Genomic DNA, 14,891 nt, shown 5'->3' on the forward strand with positions numbered 1-14,891 from the left:
AAGTTTCCTTTGCAACTTCAACCACTTGCGCTTCCGATCTCTCGTTAGCGGGAGGCGAATTTTACAGCGTTACTCGCTGCTGTCAACACCTCTTTTGTTCCGCTTTCGACCGAGAAGATCGAACCGTCAATCGAGCCAAACCACACCGCTCTATCAACTCCTTCTGGGCTTCGATGACCTGAAGCAACTCGCTGCCGAAAACTGCGTAACTCTTTGTTTACCAAGGAGTTTTCCGTTTCGACTGCGCCGGAAGTGGGGCGAATTATAGACTTCCAGAATCTGCCGTCAAGCACTGATTTGGCTTTTCTATCAATAACTTGCAGAAAGCCGAAAAACGCTCGTCTTTGCCTTCTATATAGAAAGAGAAACCGCGCCCTCTATATAGAAGAGAACCTTAAAACCCTCAACATCTCGGAAACAGGTGCAAAACGCATCCAGACTCAAGCCCCGCTTCAGGAAGCGATTGAGAGCCGGAAAGGGAATTCAGAGTAGAAGGAGCCGAGCTTGAAATGAAGGTGGTGTCCCAGGGCAGGTTCGAACTGCCAACCTTCCCCTTAGGAGGGGGATGCTCTATCCAATTGAGCTACTGAGACACAAATCGCTCGCGAGAACCGCAGCGCGATGGACGGCGAGCATGTTAACGGGCAGACCCACGTTTGTCATGTCGTCCTTAGGCTTTTTAAGTGTAGGCAAATGCCTCATACCCCAAAGGCATCGTCTGCCGTGCAAATTGCATCACCTCAAAACGCCATCATTGCAAATTGCACTGATACCTTTCTGCTATTGAGGACCAATCCATTGTTTTTAAAGGATTTAATAGCCGTTAGACTCTTGGCATGCTGACTGCTTTAGCTATTCTCCAAGAACAATGGAGGACAACCCCATGAACGGCGCCCTATTACTCTCGAATGCGATCGCCTTGGCCTTGCTGGCTGGCCTTCAATTGATCCCCGAGGGTAACGCTGAGGTGGTTGCCCAGCGCATGCCCCACTACCTCCAACTGCAGAAAGCGCCCCAACTGGCAGTCATGAGTGACCAGCACGTATTTGTAAATCAGGAAATGAGCCAAGAGAGCTCTGCTCCACAGAAGCCAGCTTCCGAACGATTGATCTTTTGACTTTCCCTACCAGGAGCACCGCATGTCCAAATCAGCCACTGGATTTTTTATCCTGGCCTTGTTGAGTGGCATCCTTCATCTATCCCTGGATCAGGACGCATTGCTCACCCCGCCCTTGATTGCCTGCGGCGTCTTTGGCTCATTGTTCGTGCTAGCGTTGATCGCTGGACGTCGAATCAAATTTGATCCGGTTTTACGCTGAGCCGCAGCATACTCAGAAGATTGGAAACCGTGTCAGCCAGGTCGCCGGAGTTATCGAGTCGAAAGATTTGCGTATCGCCGATCGAGTCCTCACCTGCGAATAACTGGTTACGCCGAAGCCTGGCGTCAATATCCTCCAGGCTCTCTCGCGCCCGGCGCACCAACCGCTCGCGCAACACACCATCCTTGACCGTCAACAACACCGGCAGCATTGTCGGATAACGCTCCAGCGCAATAGATAGATACCCTCGAGAGCCATTGACCAAAACGTGGCGCCCATTTTTGAGCCATTGATCGATTTCGACGGGAATACCGTAATCCAAGCCATTGGCGCGCCAGAAGAGCGAGAAGCCACCCTCCTCCTTGCGCCGCTCGAACTCCTCAGGAGTAACCCCTTCGGCATCCTCGCCCGCGGATTCGGCTGAACGCGTGATGACCCGCCGCACCACTTCGCAACCCAGCGCCTGCAACGGCCCTCGCGCCGCTTCGATGAGACTGTCTTTACCTGAACCTGATGGCCCCATCAGATAAATCAATCTGCCATCCATCCTGAAATCACCCCGCACTACAGGTTCGCCTCTAGTAAATCGGCCATTTGCCACTATCCTATACAAGGTAAGGAACGATGATCGAATCCGCATAGCATGCACCTTCAGGCGTCCGAGGACACCACCTGCCGGGCAACAGGACGCGGTGAGAGATACGGACCAGGGCAAACTTTTCAAACCAGTCCGCATTTCTGATAATTGGTGCTGGCATAACGCCTTTATCCAGTTCAATATTTGTCACAGAATTGACGCCAATGAACTGGCTACTTTGAGGCATGATGCGAGCCTCTATCAATTCAGGTTGAACATTTGGCCAGAGTGCTTGTCCTATCAGACATCCTGCGGCCAATCCCGAGAACCGCTCCCCTGAACTAACCGGTTAAATATATGCGCCCATTGAAACAGGCAATTTATTCCAGCCGTACGGCTGACAAGTTTGTCGTACGTCTGCCAGACGGAATGCGTGAGCGCATTGCCGAGGTGGCTCGCAATCATCATCGCAGCATGAACTCCGAAATCATTGCGCGCCTTGAGCAGAGTCTTATTCAAGAAGGTGCATTGGGCGAAGAGCTGAGCATGCGCCTGGACAGCCCGGAGCTGTCGTTGCACGAACGCGAACTGTTGCAACGCTTCCGCCAACTCTCCCACCGTCAGCAAAACGCTCTTGTTTCGCTGATCGCCCATGACGCTGAAATGGCCGCAGACGCGTCCTGATCCACCCAAAAAATTCAAGCCAGCATAATCGCTGGCTTTTTTTTGTCTGGAATTCGAGGCATTAAAAAGCCCGCCAATTTGGCGGGCTTCAGAGATGCGAATCAAAGCAGGAAGATTGTGGCCAACCCAAGGAAGATGAAGAACCCGCCACTATCGGTCATGGCAGTGATCATCACACTGGCCCCCATGGCCGGGTCGCGCCCCAGGCGCGCCAAGGTCATGGGAATCAATACCCCCATTAACGCCGCCAGCAACAGGTTAAGCGTCATCGCTGCAGTCATCACGACGCCAAGGGACCAGCTGCCATAGAGCAGATAGGCGACAACACCAATCACCCCGCCCCAGACCAGGCCATTGATCAAACCTACTGCAAGCTCTTTGCGCATCAAGCGGGACGTATTGCCGGTACTGACCTGATCCAGCGCCATAGCCCGAACGATCATGGTAATCGTCTGGTTACCCGAGTTACCCCCAATGCCTGCCACGATCGGCATCAATGCAGCGAGTGCTACCAGCTTTTCGATGGAGCCTTCGAACAGGCCAATTACCCGCGAGGCTACAAACGCAGTCACCAGGTTAACCGCCAACCATGACCAGCGGTTACGCAGGGATTTCCAGACTGACGCAAAGATGTCTTCCTCTTCGCGCAGACCCGCCATGTTGAGAACTTCGTTTTCGCTCTCTTCACGAATCAGGTCGACCATTTCATCGATGGTCAGACGGCCGATCAGCTTGCCGTTCTTGTCGACCACCGGCGCAGAGATCAAGTCGTAACGCTCAAACGCCTGAGCGGCATCGTAGGCGTCTTCGTCCGGATGGAAACTGACCGGATCACTGGCCATGACCTCGGAAACCTGTTTATCCGGATCATTCACCAGCAAGCGCTTGATGGGCAGCACACCCTTGAGCACGCCGTCGTAGTCGACCACGAACAACTTGTCGGTGTGCCCCGGCAACTCCTTGAGACGACGCAGATAACGCAGAACCACTTCGAGACTGACATCCTCACGGATAGTCACCATCTCGAAGTCCATCAGCGCACCGACCTGCTCCTCGTCATAGGACAATGCGGAGCGAACGCGCTCACGCTGTTGACCATCAAGGGTTTCCATCAGCTCATGGACGACGTCTCGCGGCAGCTCGGAAGCCAGGTCAGCAAGTTCGTCGGCATCCATGTCCTTGGCCGCCGCCAGGAGCTCGTGATCGTCCATGTCGGCGATCAGCGTTTCACGAACCGAATCGGATACTTCGAGAAGGATGTCGCCGTCACGATCAGCCTTGACCAATTGCCAGAGCGTCAGGCGATCGTCCAGCGGCAAGGCTTCAAGGATGTAGGCAACGTCAGCGGAGTGCAGATCATCGAGCTTGCGTTGCAGCTCAACGAGGTTTTGGCGGTGAACCAGGTTCTCGACCCGGTCGTGATGCGGACCTTCCTGGCGATGAGTCAGGTCTTCGACCACTCGCTGACGCTGCAACAGCTCAACGACTTGAGCGAGGCGGTCCTGCAAGCTTTCCTGCGTTTTCTTTACTTCAACTTCAGACATAGGCGAACTCCACTCCCAGCAGCGGGGCACGCCGGAAGGATCAATCAGTCAATTCATGATTGGAAAAACGGGGTACTGAGTAACTACTGGGTAAGTCCATGGAAGTTTTCCATAAGCCCCGGCGGGGCTGACGGGCGCAATGATACACCGCCTGACGGTTTAAAACGTTAAAAAATCGCGGCTGAAACAAGCGCTTGCAAGACAAACCTGAGCGCTGTCTTCAGACATCAATTGCGACGACTTATCCTGAAAAGAAAACACAAGGCATTCGAAAAAAGTAGCAGCTACCCTTCAGATGGAACGTCATGGAGGACGCCGAATGCCATCGAACACACACCTGCTCTTGCTGACTACCCTGCTCTGCCTGCCAATCAAACTGCTTGCTGCGACCGTTCACCGATGCGAGGCACCTGACGGAGGCATCACCTTTACTACGATGAGCTGCAAGACCAATGAGAGCCTTTCACTCCATACCGCTCACCCCTTCATGCCAGGCACCACCCACGCGATCATGCCCGAAGCCACCACCCAGCAACCTCCAGGTGCGAATGCAAAAAGAAGAGAACCGACCATCGTCGGCCAATTAGAGGACAAATGTGGAAACCTGATCAACGCCAAGCAACGTCGAGAAGCGATCATCAATCAACGGGTGATTGCCGGCATGACTCAGCAGGACGTCGAAAGCGCCCTCGGCAAGCCGGACAAGATCAGTATTCGCAACTCGGCCACGAGCTACCGCTATGACCTCAAGCGAGGTCGCAGCGCACATATCGAGTTCGACGAGAAAGGATGCGTCAAGGGAAAAGCCAAATCCCAGACGGCAAAAAGCCCGCGTTAAACGCAGGCTTTTTGGTGTTTGGTGCACTCGACAGGATTCGAACCTGTGACCGCTCGGTTCGTAGCCGAGTACTCTATCCAGCTGAGCTACGAGTGCATTTTGTGTTTTTAAACCAGACCACAACTGGCTGAAGCAAAGTTGCTAGCATTACTGCCAACAACTCTTAAATGGTGCACTCGACAGGATTCGAACCTGTGACCGCTCGGTTCGTAGCCGAGTACTCTATCCAGCTGAGCTACGAGTGCATTTGTTGCCGCGCATTATAGGCCGTCTAATCTCTATGTCAAACACTTTTTCTAGTAATTTCAACAACTTACCGAAGAAGCCAGATTACAACGTACTACGCAAATAATGGCGGAGAACGGGGGATTCGAACCCCCGACACCCTTTTGAGGTGTACTCCCTTAGCAGGGGAGCGCCTTCGGCCACTCGGCCAGCTCTCCGCAACACGGGGCGTATCTTAACCAACCTTTTCCCCGTTTGCAAACATAAAAAACGATAAAAATTAATGGCTTGGTTCGTCGTCCTTCTCTTTCTTGATCCGCAAGTAGATTTCCTCGCGGTGAACAGCAACCTCTTTAGGCGCGTTAACGCCAATACGCACTTGATTTCCTTTGACGCCGAGCACGGTCACAGTGATTTCGCCATCACCAATAATCAGGCTTTCTGCGCACCGACGAGTCAGAATCAGCATACCTTTCTCCTCACGCATTACAGTTCAGGGACAACAGTCTGCAAAAAAAAGGCACTCGACCTACAACCGGAACGATCGCAGCCCTACATGCCTGAGTATTGACCAGCGCGAGCAAAAGAACAGAGTCCTGGGTCGCGCTATTCAAAAAAGACGAAGGGCGCGGTCAGACCGCGCCCTTCGGTAAACGCATCACTCGCCCTGACGGGCAGGCGCGTCCAGTTCGAAAGCCGTGTGCAGAGCGCGCACAGCCAGTTCCAGGTACTTCTCTTCGATCACCACGGAGACTTTGATTTCCGAGGTCGAGATCATCTGGATGTTGATGCTTTCCTTGGCCAGGGATTCGAACATGCGGCTGGCCACGCCTGCGTGAGAACGCATGCCGACGCCGACGATCGAGACCTTGGCGATCTTGATGTCACCCACGACCTCACGGGCACCGATCTCGCGAGCGGTGTTTTCCAGCACGGTTTGCGCGGCCTGGAAGTCGTTGCGGTGCACGGTGAAGGTGAAGTCGGTGGTGTTATCGTGCGCAACGTTCTGCACAATCATGTCGACTTCGATGTTCGCGCCACTGATCGGCCCAAGAATCTTGAACGCAACACCCGGGGTGTCTGGCACGCCACGGATGGTCAGCTTGGCTTCATCGCGATTGAAAGCGATGCCGGAAATGATCGGCTGTTCCATGGTTTCCTCTTCATCAATAGTAATGAGGGTGCCCGGACCCTCCTTGAAGCTGTGCAGTACGCGCAGCGGAACGTTGTACTTGCCGGCGAATTCCACCGCACGGATCTGCAACACCTTGGAACCGAGGCTGGCCATTTCCAGCATCTCTTCGAAGGTAATCTTGTCCAGGCGCTGGGCCACGGAGACCACGCGTGGATCGGTGGTGTAAACACCATCCACATCGGTGTAGATCTGGCACTCATCAGCCTTCAAGGCCGCTGCCAGCGCCACGCCGGTGGTGTCGGAACCGCCACGACCGAGGGTGGTGATGTTGCCGTGTTCGTCGACGCCCTGGAAACCGGCGACAACCACCACGCGACCTGCCTTCAAGTCACCGCGAATCTTCTGATCGTCAATCTGCAAGATACGCGCTTTATTGTGCGCGCTGTCCGTCAGAATCCGTACCTGATTGCCGGTGTAGGACACCGCTGGCACGCCGCGCTTGATCAGCGCCATGGCCAACAGGGCAATCGTTACCTGCTCGCCGGTGGAGACAATCACATCCAGCTCACGGGGAACGGGTTGATTGTCGCCACTGATTTGCTTGGCCAGATCGATCAGACGGTTGGTCTCGCCGCTCATTGCAGACAGCACAACCACCAGGTCATCGCCGGCATCGCGGAATTTCTTAACCTTGTCGGCAACCTGCTCGATTCTCTCGACGGTGCCGACCGAGGTGCCTCCAAATTTCTGTACGATCAAAGCCATTTCAAAGCCGCCTCTGCCCATGAAGGGCGCCCAATAATCACTCAAACAGTTGCCGGACCCGCCACTAGACCGCGCGTCCGGCCAACCGCCTTATAAACCCTGCTCTACAAATGGAACGGTCAGGGCCAATGCCGCGTCCAGTGCGCCGGCGTCTACACCACCGCCTTGCGCCATGTCCGGACGACCACCGCCCTTCCCGCCCACTGCCGCAGCAGCTTGCTTCATCAAATCACCGGCTTTGAGTTGGCCAGTCAGGTCCTTGGTTACGCCTGCAACCAGAACGACCTTTTCCTCATGGACACTGCCGAGCAGGATCACTGCGCGGCCGAGTTTGTTTTTCAATTGATCGACCAGCGCCAGCAGCGCCTTGCCATCCTGACCGTCCAGACGCACGGCCAGCACTTTCACGCCTTTGACGTCCAGCGCGGAAGCCGACAGATCGTCGCCCGCCGCACTGGCAGCCTTGGCTTGCAACTGCTCGAGTTGCTTCTCCAGCAGACGGTTGCGCTCCAGCACAGCCGACAGCTTGTCGATCAGGTTGTCGCGGCTACCCTTGACCAGGTTGGCCGCTTCCTTGAGTTGTTCTTCGGCAGCGTTCAAGTATGCCAGCGCCGCGGCGCCGGTAACTGCTTCGATACGACGCACGCCGGAAGCCACACCACCTTCGCTGATGATTTTCAGCAGGCCGATGTCGCCGGTACGGTTGGCGTGGATACCGCCGCACAGCTCGACGGAGAAATCACCGCCCATGCTCAGCACGCGCACGTTGTCGCCGTACTTCTCGCCAAACAGCGCCATGGCGCCCTTTTTCTTGGCGGTTTCAATGTCGGTTTCTTCGGTTTCAACCGCAGAGTTCTTGCGAATCTCGGCGTTGACGATGTCTTCCAGCGCTTTCAACTGCTCAGGCTTGATGGCTTCGAAGTGGCTGAAGTCAAAACGCAGGCGCTGACTGTCGACCAACGAACCTTTCTGCTGAACGTGTTCGCCCAGCACCTGACGCAATGCCGCGTGCAGCAAGTGCGTCGCCGAGTGGTTCAGCGAAGTGGCGTGACGCACGTCGGCATCGACATGCGTCTCTACCGGCGCGCCGATGGTCAGGCTGCCCAACACAGCCACCCCGTGGTGCAGGAAAGCACCGCCGGTCTTGGTGGTGTCGCGCACGTCAAAACGGCTGCTGCCGACTTGCAGGTAACCGCAATCGCCAATCTGACCGCCGGATTCAGCGTAGAACGGCGTCTGATTGAGAACGATCACGCCCTCTTCGCCTTCACTCAAGACGTCGACCGACTGCCCATCTTTATAGATGGCGACAATTTTCGCCGAACCGCTGGTGGCCTTGTAGCCGGTGAACTCGGTCGCCACATCAACCTTGACCAAGGTGTTGTAGTCCAGACCGAACGAGCTGGCCGAACGCGCACGCACGCGCTGGGCTTCCATTTCGCGCTCGAAGCCGACTTCATCGACGGTCAGGTTGCGTTCGCGGGCGATGTCAGCGGTCAGGTCCATCGGGAAACCGTAGGTGTCGTACAGCTTGAACACCACGTCGCCCGGCACCACGGTGCCTTTGAGTTCCAGCAGATCCTGCTCGAGAATCTTCAGGCCGTGCTCCAGGGTCTTGGAGAACTGCTCTTCTTCAGCCTTGAGCACGCGCTCGATGTTGGATTGTTGCTGCTTGAGTTCCGGGAAGGCTTCGCCCATCTCGGCCACCAGTGCGGCAACGATCTTGTAGAAGAAGCTGCCGGTCGCGCCCAGCTTGTTACCGTGACGGCACGCGCGACGGATGATCCGGCGCAGTACATAGCCGCGACCTTCGTTGGACGGCAACACGCCGTCGGCAATCAGGAAACCGCAGGAACGGATGTGGTCGGACACCACTTTCAGCGACGACTGATCGTCATTGCTGCAACCGATCGCCTGGGCCGATGCGCTCAACAGGTTCTTGAACAGGTCGATTTCGTAGTTGGAGTGAACGTGCTGCATCACCGCACTGATCCGCTCCAGGCCCATGCCGGTGTCTACCGACGGCGCTGGCAACGGATGCAAAACGCCGTCGGCGGTGCGGTTGAACTGCATGAACACGTTGTTCCAGATCTCGATGTAACGGTCACCGTCTTCTTCTGGCGAGCCCGGTGGGCCGCCCCAGATGTGGTCGCCGTGATCGTAGAAAATCTCGGTGCAAGGACCGCACGGGCCGGTATCGCCCATGGTCCAGAAGTTGTCGGACGCGTACGGCGCGCCTTTGTTGTCGCCGATGCGGATCATGCGCTCGACAGGCACACCGATCTGTTTGGTCCAGATGTCATAGGCCTCGTCATCCGAGGCGTAGACCGTTACCCAGAGTTTCTCCTTGGGCAGCTTCAGGACGTCGGTCAGGAAGGTCCAGGCGTAGGTGATCGCGTCCTGCTTGAAGTAGTCACCGAAGCTGAAGTTACCCAGCATTTCGAAGAATGTGTGGTGACGAGCGGTATAACCGACGTTTTCCAGGTCACTGTTCTTGCCACCGGCGCGCACGCACTTCTGGCTGCTGGTCGCACGGGTGTACGCACGTTTTTCCTGGCCCAGGAAGCAGTCCTTGAACTGGTTCATCCCCGCGTTAGTGAACAGCAGGGTTGGGTCGTTGCCCGGAATCAAAGAGCTGGAGGCTACACGGGTGTGGCCTTGCTCTTCGAAGAAGCGAAGGAAGGCTTCACGGATTTCTGCGCTTTTCATTAGGTTCTTCCACGGAGGCTGCGGCCAAAGGCCTGTGCAAAACGTCAACAGACGAAGCGACGGCAAAGGGCCGCATTATATCGGCCCTGCGCGCGGGGTACAGCGTGTTTATACGATAGAAACGGTCAATTGGACGGCTAACGCTGTCAGTTGCGCGAAAACTCGACGAATGTAGCGATCACCTGCTCGATTTGCGCGCGGCTGACGTCCATGTGCGTGACCATCCGCAGACGCCCGGCAGCGCTCAGCTTGATCCCGCGTTCACCCGCGAATGCCTTGATCGCTTCAGCCTTGTCGCCCATGGCGACGTACACCATGTTGGTCTGCACCGGTTCTACCTCATAACCGGCCTCGCGCAGGCCTTCGGCCAGGAACTGCGCATTGGCGTGGTCGTCGGCCAGGCGTTGAACGTTATGGTCCAAAGCATACAGGCCTGCCGCCGCCAGAAGACCGGACTGACGCATGCCACCGCCGACCATTTTGCGCAGGCGACGGGCCTTGGCGATGAACTCGACCGAGCCGAGCAACACTGACCCAACGGGCGCGCCCAGCCCTTTGGACAGGCACACCGAAACCGAATCGAAGTGTTGCGTGATTTCCCGGGCATCCACACCCAGTTTGACTGCGGCGTTGTAGAGGCGCGCGCCGTCCAGGTGCAGGGCCAAACCGTGTTCACGGGTGAAGCTGCGCGCACGGGCCAGATACTCCAGCGGCAGGACCTTGCCCTGCATGGTGTTTTCCAGCGCCAGTAAACGAGTGCGAGCGAAATGGAAGTCGTCGGGTTTGATCGCCGCGGCAACCTGGGCCAGGTCCAGCGAACCATCGGCCTGCACTTCCAACGGCTGCGGCTGGATCGAGCCGAGTACCGCCGCACCGCCACCTTCGTACTTATAGGTGTGGGCCTGCTGGCCAACGATGTATTCCTCACCGCGCTCGCAATGGGCCATCAAACCCAGCAGGTTACTCATGGTGCCGGTGGGGACGAACAGCGCGGCGGCGAAACCCAGGCGTTTTGCCAGTTCGGCTTCCAGGCGATTGACCGTCGGATCTTCGCCATAAACGTCATCACCGGTGGCCGCGCTGGCCATGGCGTCGAGCATTCCCTGGGACGGCTGGGTGACGGTGTCGCTGCGAAGATCGATAACGCTCATGAATCTGGCCTCGGTAAGCAGGGGAAAGTCCCTTTCAAGATCGAAGTACTGCGGGCATGCCGACGATTAATCAACCCTTGGGCGTAGAAAAGGCGCTTTGTGCCTTCGAAAAACTCGATATCAATCATCAGAAAGCAGCAATGCGCACGTAGGAAATATGTGTTAAAAACGCTTCGCCGCCAAATATTCTGGCGGCAAAACGTTCTCAGGGCGGGGTGCAACTCCCCACCGGCGGTAATTGCGCGCAATGCGCATAGCCCGCGAGCGCTTGGCGACAGCACGGCTTCGGCGGTGAATGGCGACAAGGTCAGCAGACCCGGTGTGATCCCGGGGCCGACGGTCATAGTCCGGATGAAGAGAGAACGGGATTGGCGCCAAAGGGCCGCTTGCACGCATTGTTGCGAGCACGCGTACCCTTAAATCCCATTCGATTCATAAGCCCTGTTTTTCACACAAACAGGAACCAGAACATGCAACCCACCGCAATCGACAGCAAAAGCAAAAACCATCACGGCGAGCGCGTCGCGTTCATCCAGGCCTGCTGGCACAAGGAAATCGTCGACCAGAGCCGTAAAGGCTTCCTCGCCGAAATGATTGCCCAGGGCTATCAGGAATCGGACATCGATTTCTTCGAAGTCGGCGGCGCCTTTGAAATCCCGTTGCACGCCAAGCTGCTGGCCAAGTCCGGTCGTTATGCCGGCATCGTTGCCGCCGGCCTGGTGGTGGATGGCGGAATCTACCGTCACGAATTCGTCGCCCAATCGGTGATCAGCGGCCTGATGCAGGTGCAGCTGGAAACCGAAGTGCCGGTGTTCTCGGTAGTCCTGACCCCACACCACTTCCACTCCGGCGAAGAACATCAGAAGTTCTTCTTCGAGCATTTCGTGCATAAAGGCCAGGAAGCGGCGAAGACGTGTGCGGATACACTGCACAAGACGCGGGCGTTGCGTCGTAGCGAGCCACGAGCGGTAGCAGTCTAGTCAGCGTTGAATGATCGTTCCCACGCTCTGCGTGGGAACGCATCAATGGACGCTCTGCGTCCGCTTTGGGACGTGGAGCGTCCCAAGCGGAGCGTGGGAACGATCAGGGCGCAGGAATCAGGCGAGGTTTTCGTCGCTGGTCGGCACGATCAGGATGCCGGCACGCAGGCCGTTCTTCACCTTGGGGTTCGGGAAGATGATCCGGGCACCCTTCTCTTCGATGATCCAGCGGGTCTGGGCGATGTCTTCGGCCAGTACGTAACCCACTTCCAATTCCGAAAAGTTCTCGATGTCCGCTGGCAGGTTCAAGCGGAAGCTGTCGCTGTGCTTGATGATTTCCCGCGCCACGCTGAACAGTTGCAAACCGTCCAGGGTCGCTTCAGCCACGGGCGGCTCGTTGCCTTCGATGATCTGCTTGAGACGGGTTTCCAGCAGATCGACATTGACCCCGGCGTTCTGCCCAAATGGCCGGGCCTTGCCCAATTCGAGGGTGAATGCCTCGGCACCGAGCTTGTCGTAGGTGTAGGAACTGAACACGATGGATGGCTTGTTCTGCAACAGCACAGCGTCCATGCCGGCAGCGCGCAGGCGCGCCAGTTCCAGGCGCGAGTGCTGGCGACCTTCTTTCCACGGGTACAACGCGAATTGTTCGATCTTCGAACCACGAATCGCCGTGTGCAGGTCGTAGTGCAGACGGTCACGGTCCGGCAGGCTGAAGAAACTCGCCGCCAGCCGTTCCAGTTCACAGGCGCGCAGGGCTTCGGAACCGCTGCTTTGCTCGTGACGGCCGTTGAACAGCCGATTGACGTCCTGCTCGATGTAACGCTCGCCGCGGCGGATCGCCTCGGGATTGCCGAACAGGAACAGAATACGTGCGCGCGGTTTAAGGTCGCCGCGGGCGATGTCATGCAACAGCCGATCGAGCAACTCGATCGGCGCTGTTTCGTTGCCGTGGATACCGGCCGATAGCAGCAGGTCCAAGCCATTGTCGCGCGCTTCAGGTGGCCGGACTTCCAGCGCACCTTCGCTCAACCAGCGCATGCGCACGCCTTCGACAGTCAGTTGAGTCTTCTCCGCCGGTTCGCGGCCGGCGAGGGTCAGTTCAAGCAGTTTGCCGAGGGCGAGCATAGAGCGATTTCCTTAGTGGTCGTGTGCGCAATCCGGGCCGTGCACGTGGTCTTCGTCACCGACTTCGGCCGGTTCCATTTCCAGTTGCAGACTTACCAGATTAGTCGCCAATGGGCGCAGCAGCAGGTTTGCGTATTCGGCATCGCCCTCTTCGACGTCCACGCCAATCAGCAATTGGCCGCGGCCATCTTGCTGGATCCACAGCTCTTTGCCTTGCCACAGGACCGCGACGCGGGTGCAGGACGTTTCCAGTTGCGTGCCGTCGGTGTCTTCAAGGATCAGCTGCAGGGTATCGCTCATGTTTTTTTACGCTCTCGTTGGGAGATAAAAGCGGCGCGCCCCTTACAAGAGCCCGCCAGCCCTTAATTGATCTGGAATGGATAAACCGCGCCCAGTTTAAGGATTTGCGTCAATTCATCCAGTGCCGTCCGGCATTCAAGCAGCAATTGCGGGTCCGCCAGATCGTTTTCGGTCATGCGGTCGCGGTAGTGCTTGTCGACCCATTCGGTCAGCGTGCCGTACAACGGTGCCGTCATGATAACCCCTGGATTGACCGCCGCCAGTTCGGTTTCGTTGAGTGCGACGCGAAGTCTCAGGCAAGCCGGGCCACCGCCGTTCTGCATGCTCTGTTTCAGATCGAAGACTTTCACTTCGCGGATCAGCCCGCCGGAGCTGGTCAAACCTTGCAGGTACTGCCAGACGCGCTCGTTGCCACGGCATTCTTCCGGCACGATCAAGAGCATCGAGCCGTCAGGACGCGACAGAAGCTGGCTATTGAACAGGTAGGACCGAACCGCGTCTTCCACGGTAACCGCGGAACGCGGAACACACACAGACTGAAATTTCCCACCGACCTTGGCGAGTTTTCCGGAAAGCTCGGCCAGCATCTGTTCGGTGTCGAGGAACGCGTCCTCGTGATAGAACAAGACTTCGCCGTTGCCCACGGCAATCACGTCGTTGTGGAACACGCCCTGATCGATTACCGATGGGTTCTGCTGCGCGTAAACCACGCCGTCATCGCTCAAGCCGTGCAAACGCGCTACGGCCTGGGACGCTTCGAGGGTCTGGCGCGCCGGGTATTTCTGCGGTGCCGGGTAGCGGTTGTCGAAAGCGCTGCGACCGAACACGAAGAACTCGACGCCCGCCTCGCCGTACTCACGGCAGAAACGGGTGTGGTTGGCCGCGCCTTCGTCACCGAACTGCGCCACGGCCGGCAAGGCGGCGTGGTGCGCGAAGTGTTTCTGGTCAGCAAACATCGCGCCCAGCACGCGGCTGGTAGTCGGGTGTTCGATGCTGCGGTGGTATTTGCAATTGAGGTTGGCGGCGGTGAAATGCACCCGGCCATCAGCAGTGTCCGCACTCGGGCTGACCGTGGCGGCGTTGGCAACCCACATGCTCGACGCCGAGCAACTGGCGACCAGCAGCGGCATGGCTTCTTTGGCAGCCCGCTCGATCACTTGGGCGTCGGTGCCGCTGAAACCCAAACGGCGCAATGCAGCGACATCCGGGCGTTCTTGCGGTGCCAGTACGCCTTGTTGAAAGCCCATTTCCATCAGGGCTTTCATTTTTGCCAGGCCTTGCAACGCCGCTTCCTTCGGGTTCGAAGACTGCTGGCTGTTGCTCTGGGACGCGACGTTGCCGTAGGACAGGCCGCCGTAGTTATGGGTCGGCCCCACTAGACCGTCAAAATTGACTTCATAGGATTTCATCAGCGAGGCTCCACGAGAATCTGTTTTTATAGGCATCTGGTAACAATTCAGTAAGACCGCGTCGCGGCGTTCGCGGGCAAGCCTTGCTCCTACGGGATTTGTGGTGTGTGCCGATTATGCGGACGCC

The 14,891-nt window shown here is 57.1% G+C and carries 14 protein-coding genes, 4 tRNA genes and 1 riboswitch; of the genes, 5 read left to right on the forward strand and 13 right to left on the reverse strand.

Annotated features, from left to right (window positions below; genetic code table 11):
* Positions 1–516 precede the first annotated feature (516 nt).
* Positions 517–593 (reverse strand) — tRNA-Arg (locus FQ192_RS05830).
* Between the two features lie 290 nt (positions 594–883).
* Between FQ192_RS05830 and FQ192_RS05840 the strand changes: the two genes are divergently transcribed.
* The gene (locus FQ192_RS05840; protein ID WP_149657756.1) at positions 884–1,117 is read left to right on the forward strand and encodes a hypothetical protein; all 234 of its coding nucleotides are present in this window, start codon (positions 884–886) and stop codon (positions 1,115–1,117) included.
* Between the two features lie 22 nt (positions 1,118–1,139).
* Positions 1,140–1,319 (forward strand): PA3371 family protein, encoded by a 180-nt coding sequence (locus tag FQ192_RS05845; RefSeq protein ID WP_149657758.1) that lies wholly within the window; start codon positions 1,140–1,142, stop codon positions 1,317–1,319.
* On the opposite strand, the gene phnN is transcribed toward FQ192_RS05845, so the two are convergent.
* Positions 1,294–1,866, reverse strand: coding sequence for a phosphonate metabolism protein/1,5-bisphosphokinase (PRPP-forming) PhnN (gene phnN / locus FQ192_RS05850; RefSeq protein WP_149657759.1), 573 nt, complete (start codon positions 1,864–1,866; stop codon positions 1,294–1,296). The two genes, FQ192_RS05845 and phnN, sit on opposite strands and share 26 nt — an antisense overlap.
* Before the next feature lie 387 nt (positions 1,867–2,253).
* On the opposite strand from phnN, the gene FQ192_RS05860 reads away from it, so the two are divergent.
* A complete protein-coding gene (locus FQ192_RS05860; RefSeq protein ID WP_003178899.1) occupies positions 2,254–2,580 on the forward strand; it encodes an Arc family DNA-binding protein in 327 nt (108 codons plus the stop codon).
* A 101-nt stretch (positions 2,581–2,681) separates the two neighbouring features.
* On the opposite strand, the gene mgtE is transcribed toward FQ192_RS05860, so the two are convergent.
* Positions 2,682–4,124 (reverse strand): magnesium transporter, encoded by a 1,443-nt coding sequence (gene mgtE / locus FQ192_RS05865; RefSeq protein ID WP_149657762.1) that lies wholly within the window; start codon positions 4,122–4,124, stop codon positions 2,682–2,684.
* A gap of 319 nt (positions 4,125–4,443) precedes the next feature.
* Here mgtE and FQ192_RS05870 point away from each other — a divergent pair, with 319 nt between their 5' ends.
* On the forward strand, positions 4,444–4,962 hold the full coding sequence (locus tag FQ192_RS05870; RefSeq protein ID WP_149657763.1) for a cell envelope protein SmpA: 519 nt from the start codon (positions 4,444–4,446) through the stop codon (positions 4,960–4,962).
* Between the two features lie 19 nt (positions 4,963–4,981).
* Here the strand turns inward: FQ192_RS05870 and FQ192_RS05875 are convergent.
* From FQ192_RS05875 to ltaE, 7 genes are all read right to left on the reverse strand, one after another.
* Positions 4,982–5,058: transfer RNA gene (locus FQ192_RS05875), tRNA-Arg, on the reverse strand.
* A 72-nt stretch (positions 5,059–5,130) separates the two neighbouring features.
* A tRNA-Arg gene (locus FQ192_RS05880) sits at positions 5,131–5,207 on the reverse strand.
* Positions 5,208–5,314: 107 nt separating this feature from the next.
* Positions 5,315–5,405: transfer RNA gene (locus tag FQ192_RS05885), tRNA-Ser, on the reverse strand.
* 62 nt (positions 5,406–5,467) lie between these two features.
* A complete protein-coding gene (csrA, locus tag FQ192_RS05890) occupies positions 5,468–5,656 on the reverse strand; it encodes a carbon storage regulator CsrA (RefSeq protein ID WP_003178872.1) in 189 nt (62 codons plus the stop codon).
* 189 nt (positions 5,657–5,845) lie between these two features.
* The gene (locus FQ192_RS05895) at positions 5,846–7,087 is read right to left on the reverse strand and encodes an aspartate kinase (RefSeq protein WP_123407338.1); all 1,242 of its coding nucleotides are present in this window, start codon (positions 7,085–7,087) and stop codon (positions 5,846–5,848) included.
* A 90-nt stretch (positions 7,088–7,177) separates the two neighbouring features.
* Positions 7,178–9,796 carry an alanine--tRNA ligase gene (gene alaS, locus FQ192_RS05900; RefSeq protein ID WP_149657764.1) on the reverse strand — a complete coding sequence of 873 codons (2,619 nt, stop codon included), beginning with the start codon at positions 9,794–9,796 and terminating at the stop codon, positions 7,178–7,180.
* Positions 9,797–9,942: 146 nt separating this feature from the next.
* Positions 9,943–10,947 carry a low-specificity L-threonine aldolase gene (gene ltaE, locus FQ192_RS05905; protein ID WP_149657766.1) on the reverse strand — a complete coding sequence of 335 codons (1,005 nt, stop codon included), beginning with the start codon at positions 10,945–10,947 and terminating at the stop codon, positions 9,943–9,945.
* A 197-nt stretch (positions 10,948–11,144) separates the two neighbouring features.
* A riboswitch (FMN riboswitch) is annotated at positions 11,145–11,315 on the forward strand.
* Positions 11,316–11,417: 102 nt separating this feature from the next.
* Between ltaE and FQ192_RS05910 the strand changes: the two genes are divergently transcribed.
* A complete protein-coding gene (locus FQ192_RS05910) occupies positions 11,418–11,927 on the forward strand; it encodes a 6,7-dimethyl-8-ribityllumazine synthase (RefSeq protein WP_149657767.1) in 510 nt (169 codons plus the stop codon).
* Between the two features lie 117 nt (positions 11,928–12,044).
* Here the strand turns inward: FQ192_RS05910 and astE are convergent, their stop codons facing one another.
* The 3 genes from astE to astB form a co-directional block, all read right to left on the reverse strand.
* Positions 12,045–13,055 carry a succinylglutamate desuccinylase gene (gene astE / locus FQ192_RS05915; protein ID WP_149657769.1) on the reverse strand — a complete coding sequence of 337 codons (1,011 nt, stop codon included), beginning with the start codon at positions 13,053–13,055 and terminating at the stop codon, positions 12,045–12,047.
* A gap of 12 nt (positions 13,056–13,067) precedes the next feature.
* Positions 13,068–13,355, reverse strand: a complete 288-nt coding sequence (locus FQ192_RS05920; RefSeq protein WP_010457234.1) for a hypothetical protein — start codon at positions 13,353–13,355, stop codon at positions 13,068–13,070.
* Positions 13,356–13,417: 62 nt separating this feature from the next.
* On the reverse strand, positions 13,418–14,764 hold the full coding sequence (gene astB, locus FQ192_RS05925) for an N-succinylarginine dihydrolase (RefSeq protein ID WP_149657770.1): 1,347 nt from the start codon (positions 14,762–14,764) through the stop codon (positions 13,418–13,420).
* Positions 14,765–14,891 lie beyond the last annotated feature (127 nt).

It is taken from the genome of Pseudomonas sp. ANT_J12 (assembly GCF_008370045.1).
Classification (GTDB): Bacteria; Pseudomonadota; Gammaproteobacteria; order Pseudomonadales; family Pseudomonadaceae; genus Aquipseudomonas.

Excerpts from the sequence above, each read along its gene's own strand:
- FQ192_RS05920 (WP_010457234.1), bottom strand. The coding sequence starts at position 13,355 with ATGAGCGATACCCTGCAGCTGATCCTTGAAGACACCGACGGCACGCAA.
- FQ192_RS05860 (WP_003178899.1), top strand. The coding sequence starts at position 2,254 with ATGCGCCCATTGAAACAGGCAATTTATTCCAGCCGTACGGCTGACAAG.
- astB (WP_149657770.1), bottom strand. The coding sequence starts at position 14,764 with ATGAAATCCTATGAAGTCAATTTTGACGGTCTAGTGGGGCCGACCCAT.
- csrA (WP_003178872.1), bottom strand. The coding sequence starts at position 5,656 with ATGCTGATTCTGACTCGTCGGTGCGCAGAAAGCCTGATTATTGGTGAT.
- FQ192_RS05840 (WP_149657756.1), top strand. The coding sequence starts at position 884 with ATGAACGGCGCCCTATTACTCTCGAATGCGATCGCCTTGGCCTTGCTG.
- FQ192_RS05870 (WP_149657763.1), top strand. The coding sequence starts at position 4,444 with ATGCCATCGAACACACACCTGCTCTTGCTGACTACCCTGCTCTGCCTG.
- FQ192_RS05895 (WP_123407338.1), bottom strand. The coding sequence starts at position 7,087 with ATGGCTTTGATCGTACAGAAATTTGGAGGCACCTCGGTCGGCACCGTC.
- ltaE (WP_149657766.1), bottom strand. The coding sequence starts at position 10,947 with ATGAGCGTTATCGATCTTCGCAGCGACACCGTCACCCAGCCGTCCCAG.
- alaS (WP_149657764.1), bottom strand. The coding sequence starts at position 9,796 with ATGAAAAGCGCAGAAATCCGTGAAGCCTTCCTTCGCTTCTTCGAAGAG.
- mgtE (WP_149657762.1), bottom strand. The coding sequence starts at position 4,124 with ATGTCTGAAGTTGAAGTAAAGAAAACGCAGGAAAGCTTGCAGGACCGC.
- FQ192_RS05910 (WP_149657767.1), top strand. The coding sequence starts at position 11,418 with ATGCAACCCACCGCAATCGACAGCAAAAGCAAAAACCATCACGGCGAG.
- phnN (WP_149657759.1), bottom strand. The coding sequence starts at position 1,866 with ATGGATGGCAGATTGATTTATCTGATGGGGCCATCAGGTTCAGGTAAA.
- FQ192_RS05845 (WP_149657758.1), top strand. The coding sequence starts at position 1,140 with ATGTCCAAATCAGCCACTGGATTTTTTATCCTGGCCTTGTTGAGTGGC.
- astE (WP_149657769.1), bottom strand. The coding sequence starts at position 13,055 with ATGCTCGCCCTCGGCAAACTGCTTGAACTGACCCTCGCCGGCCGCGAA.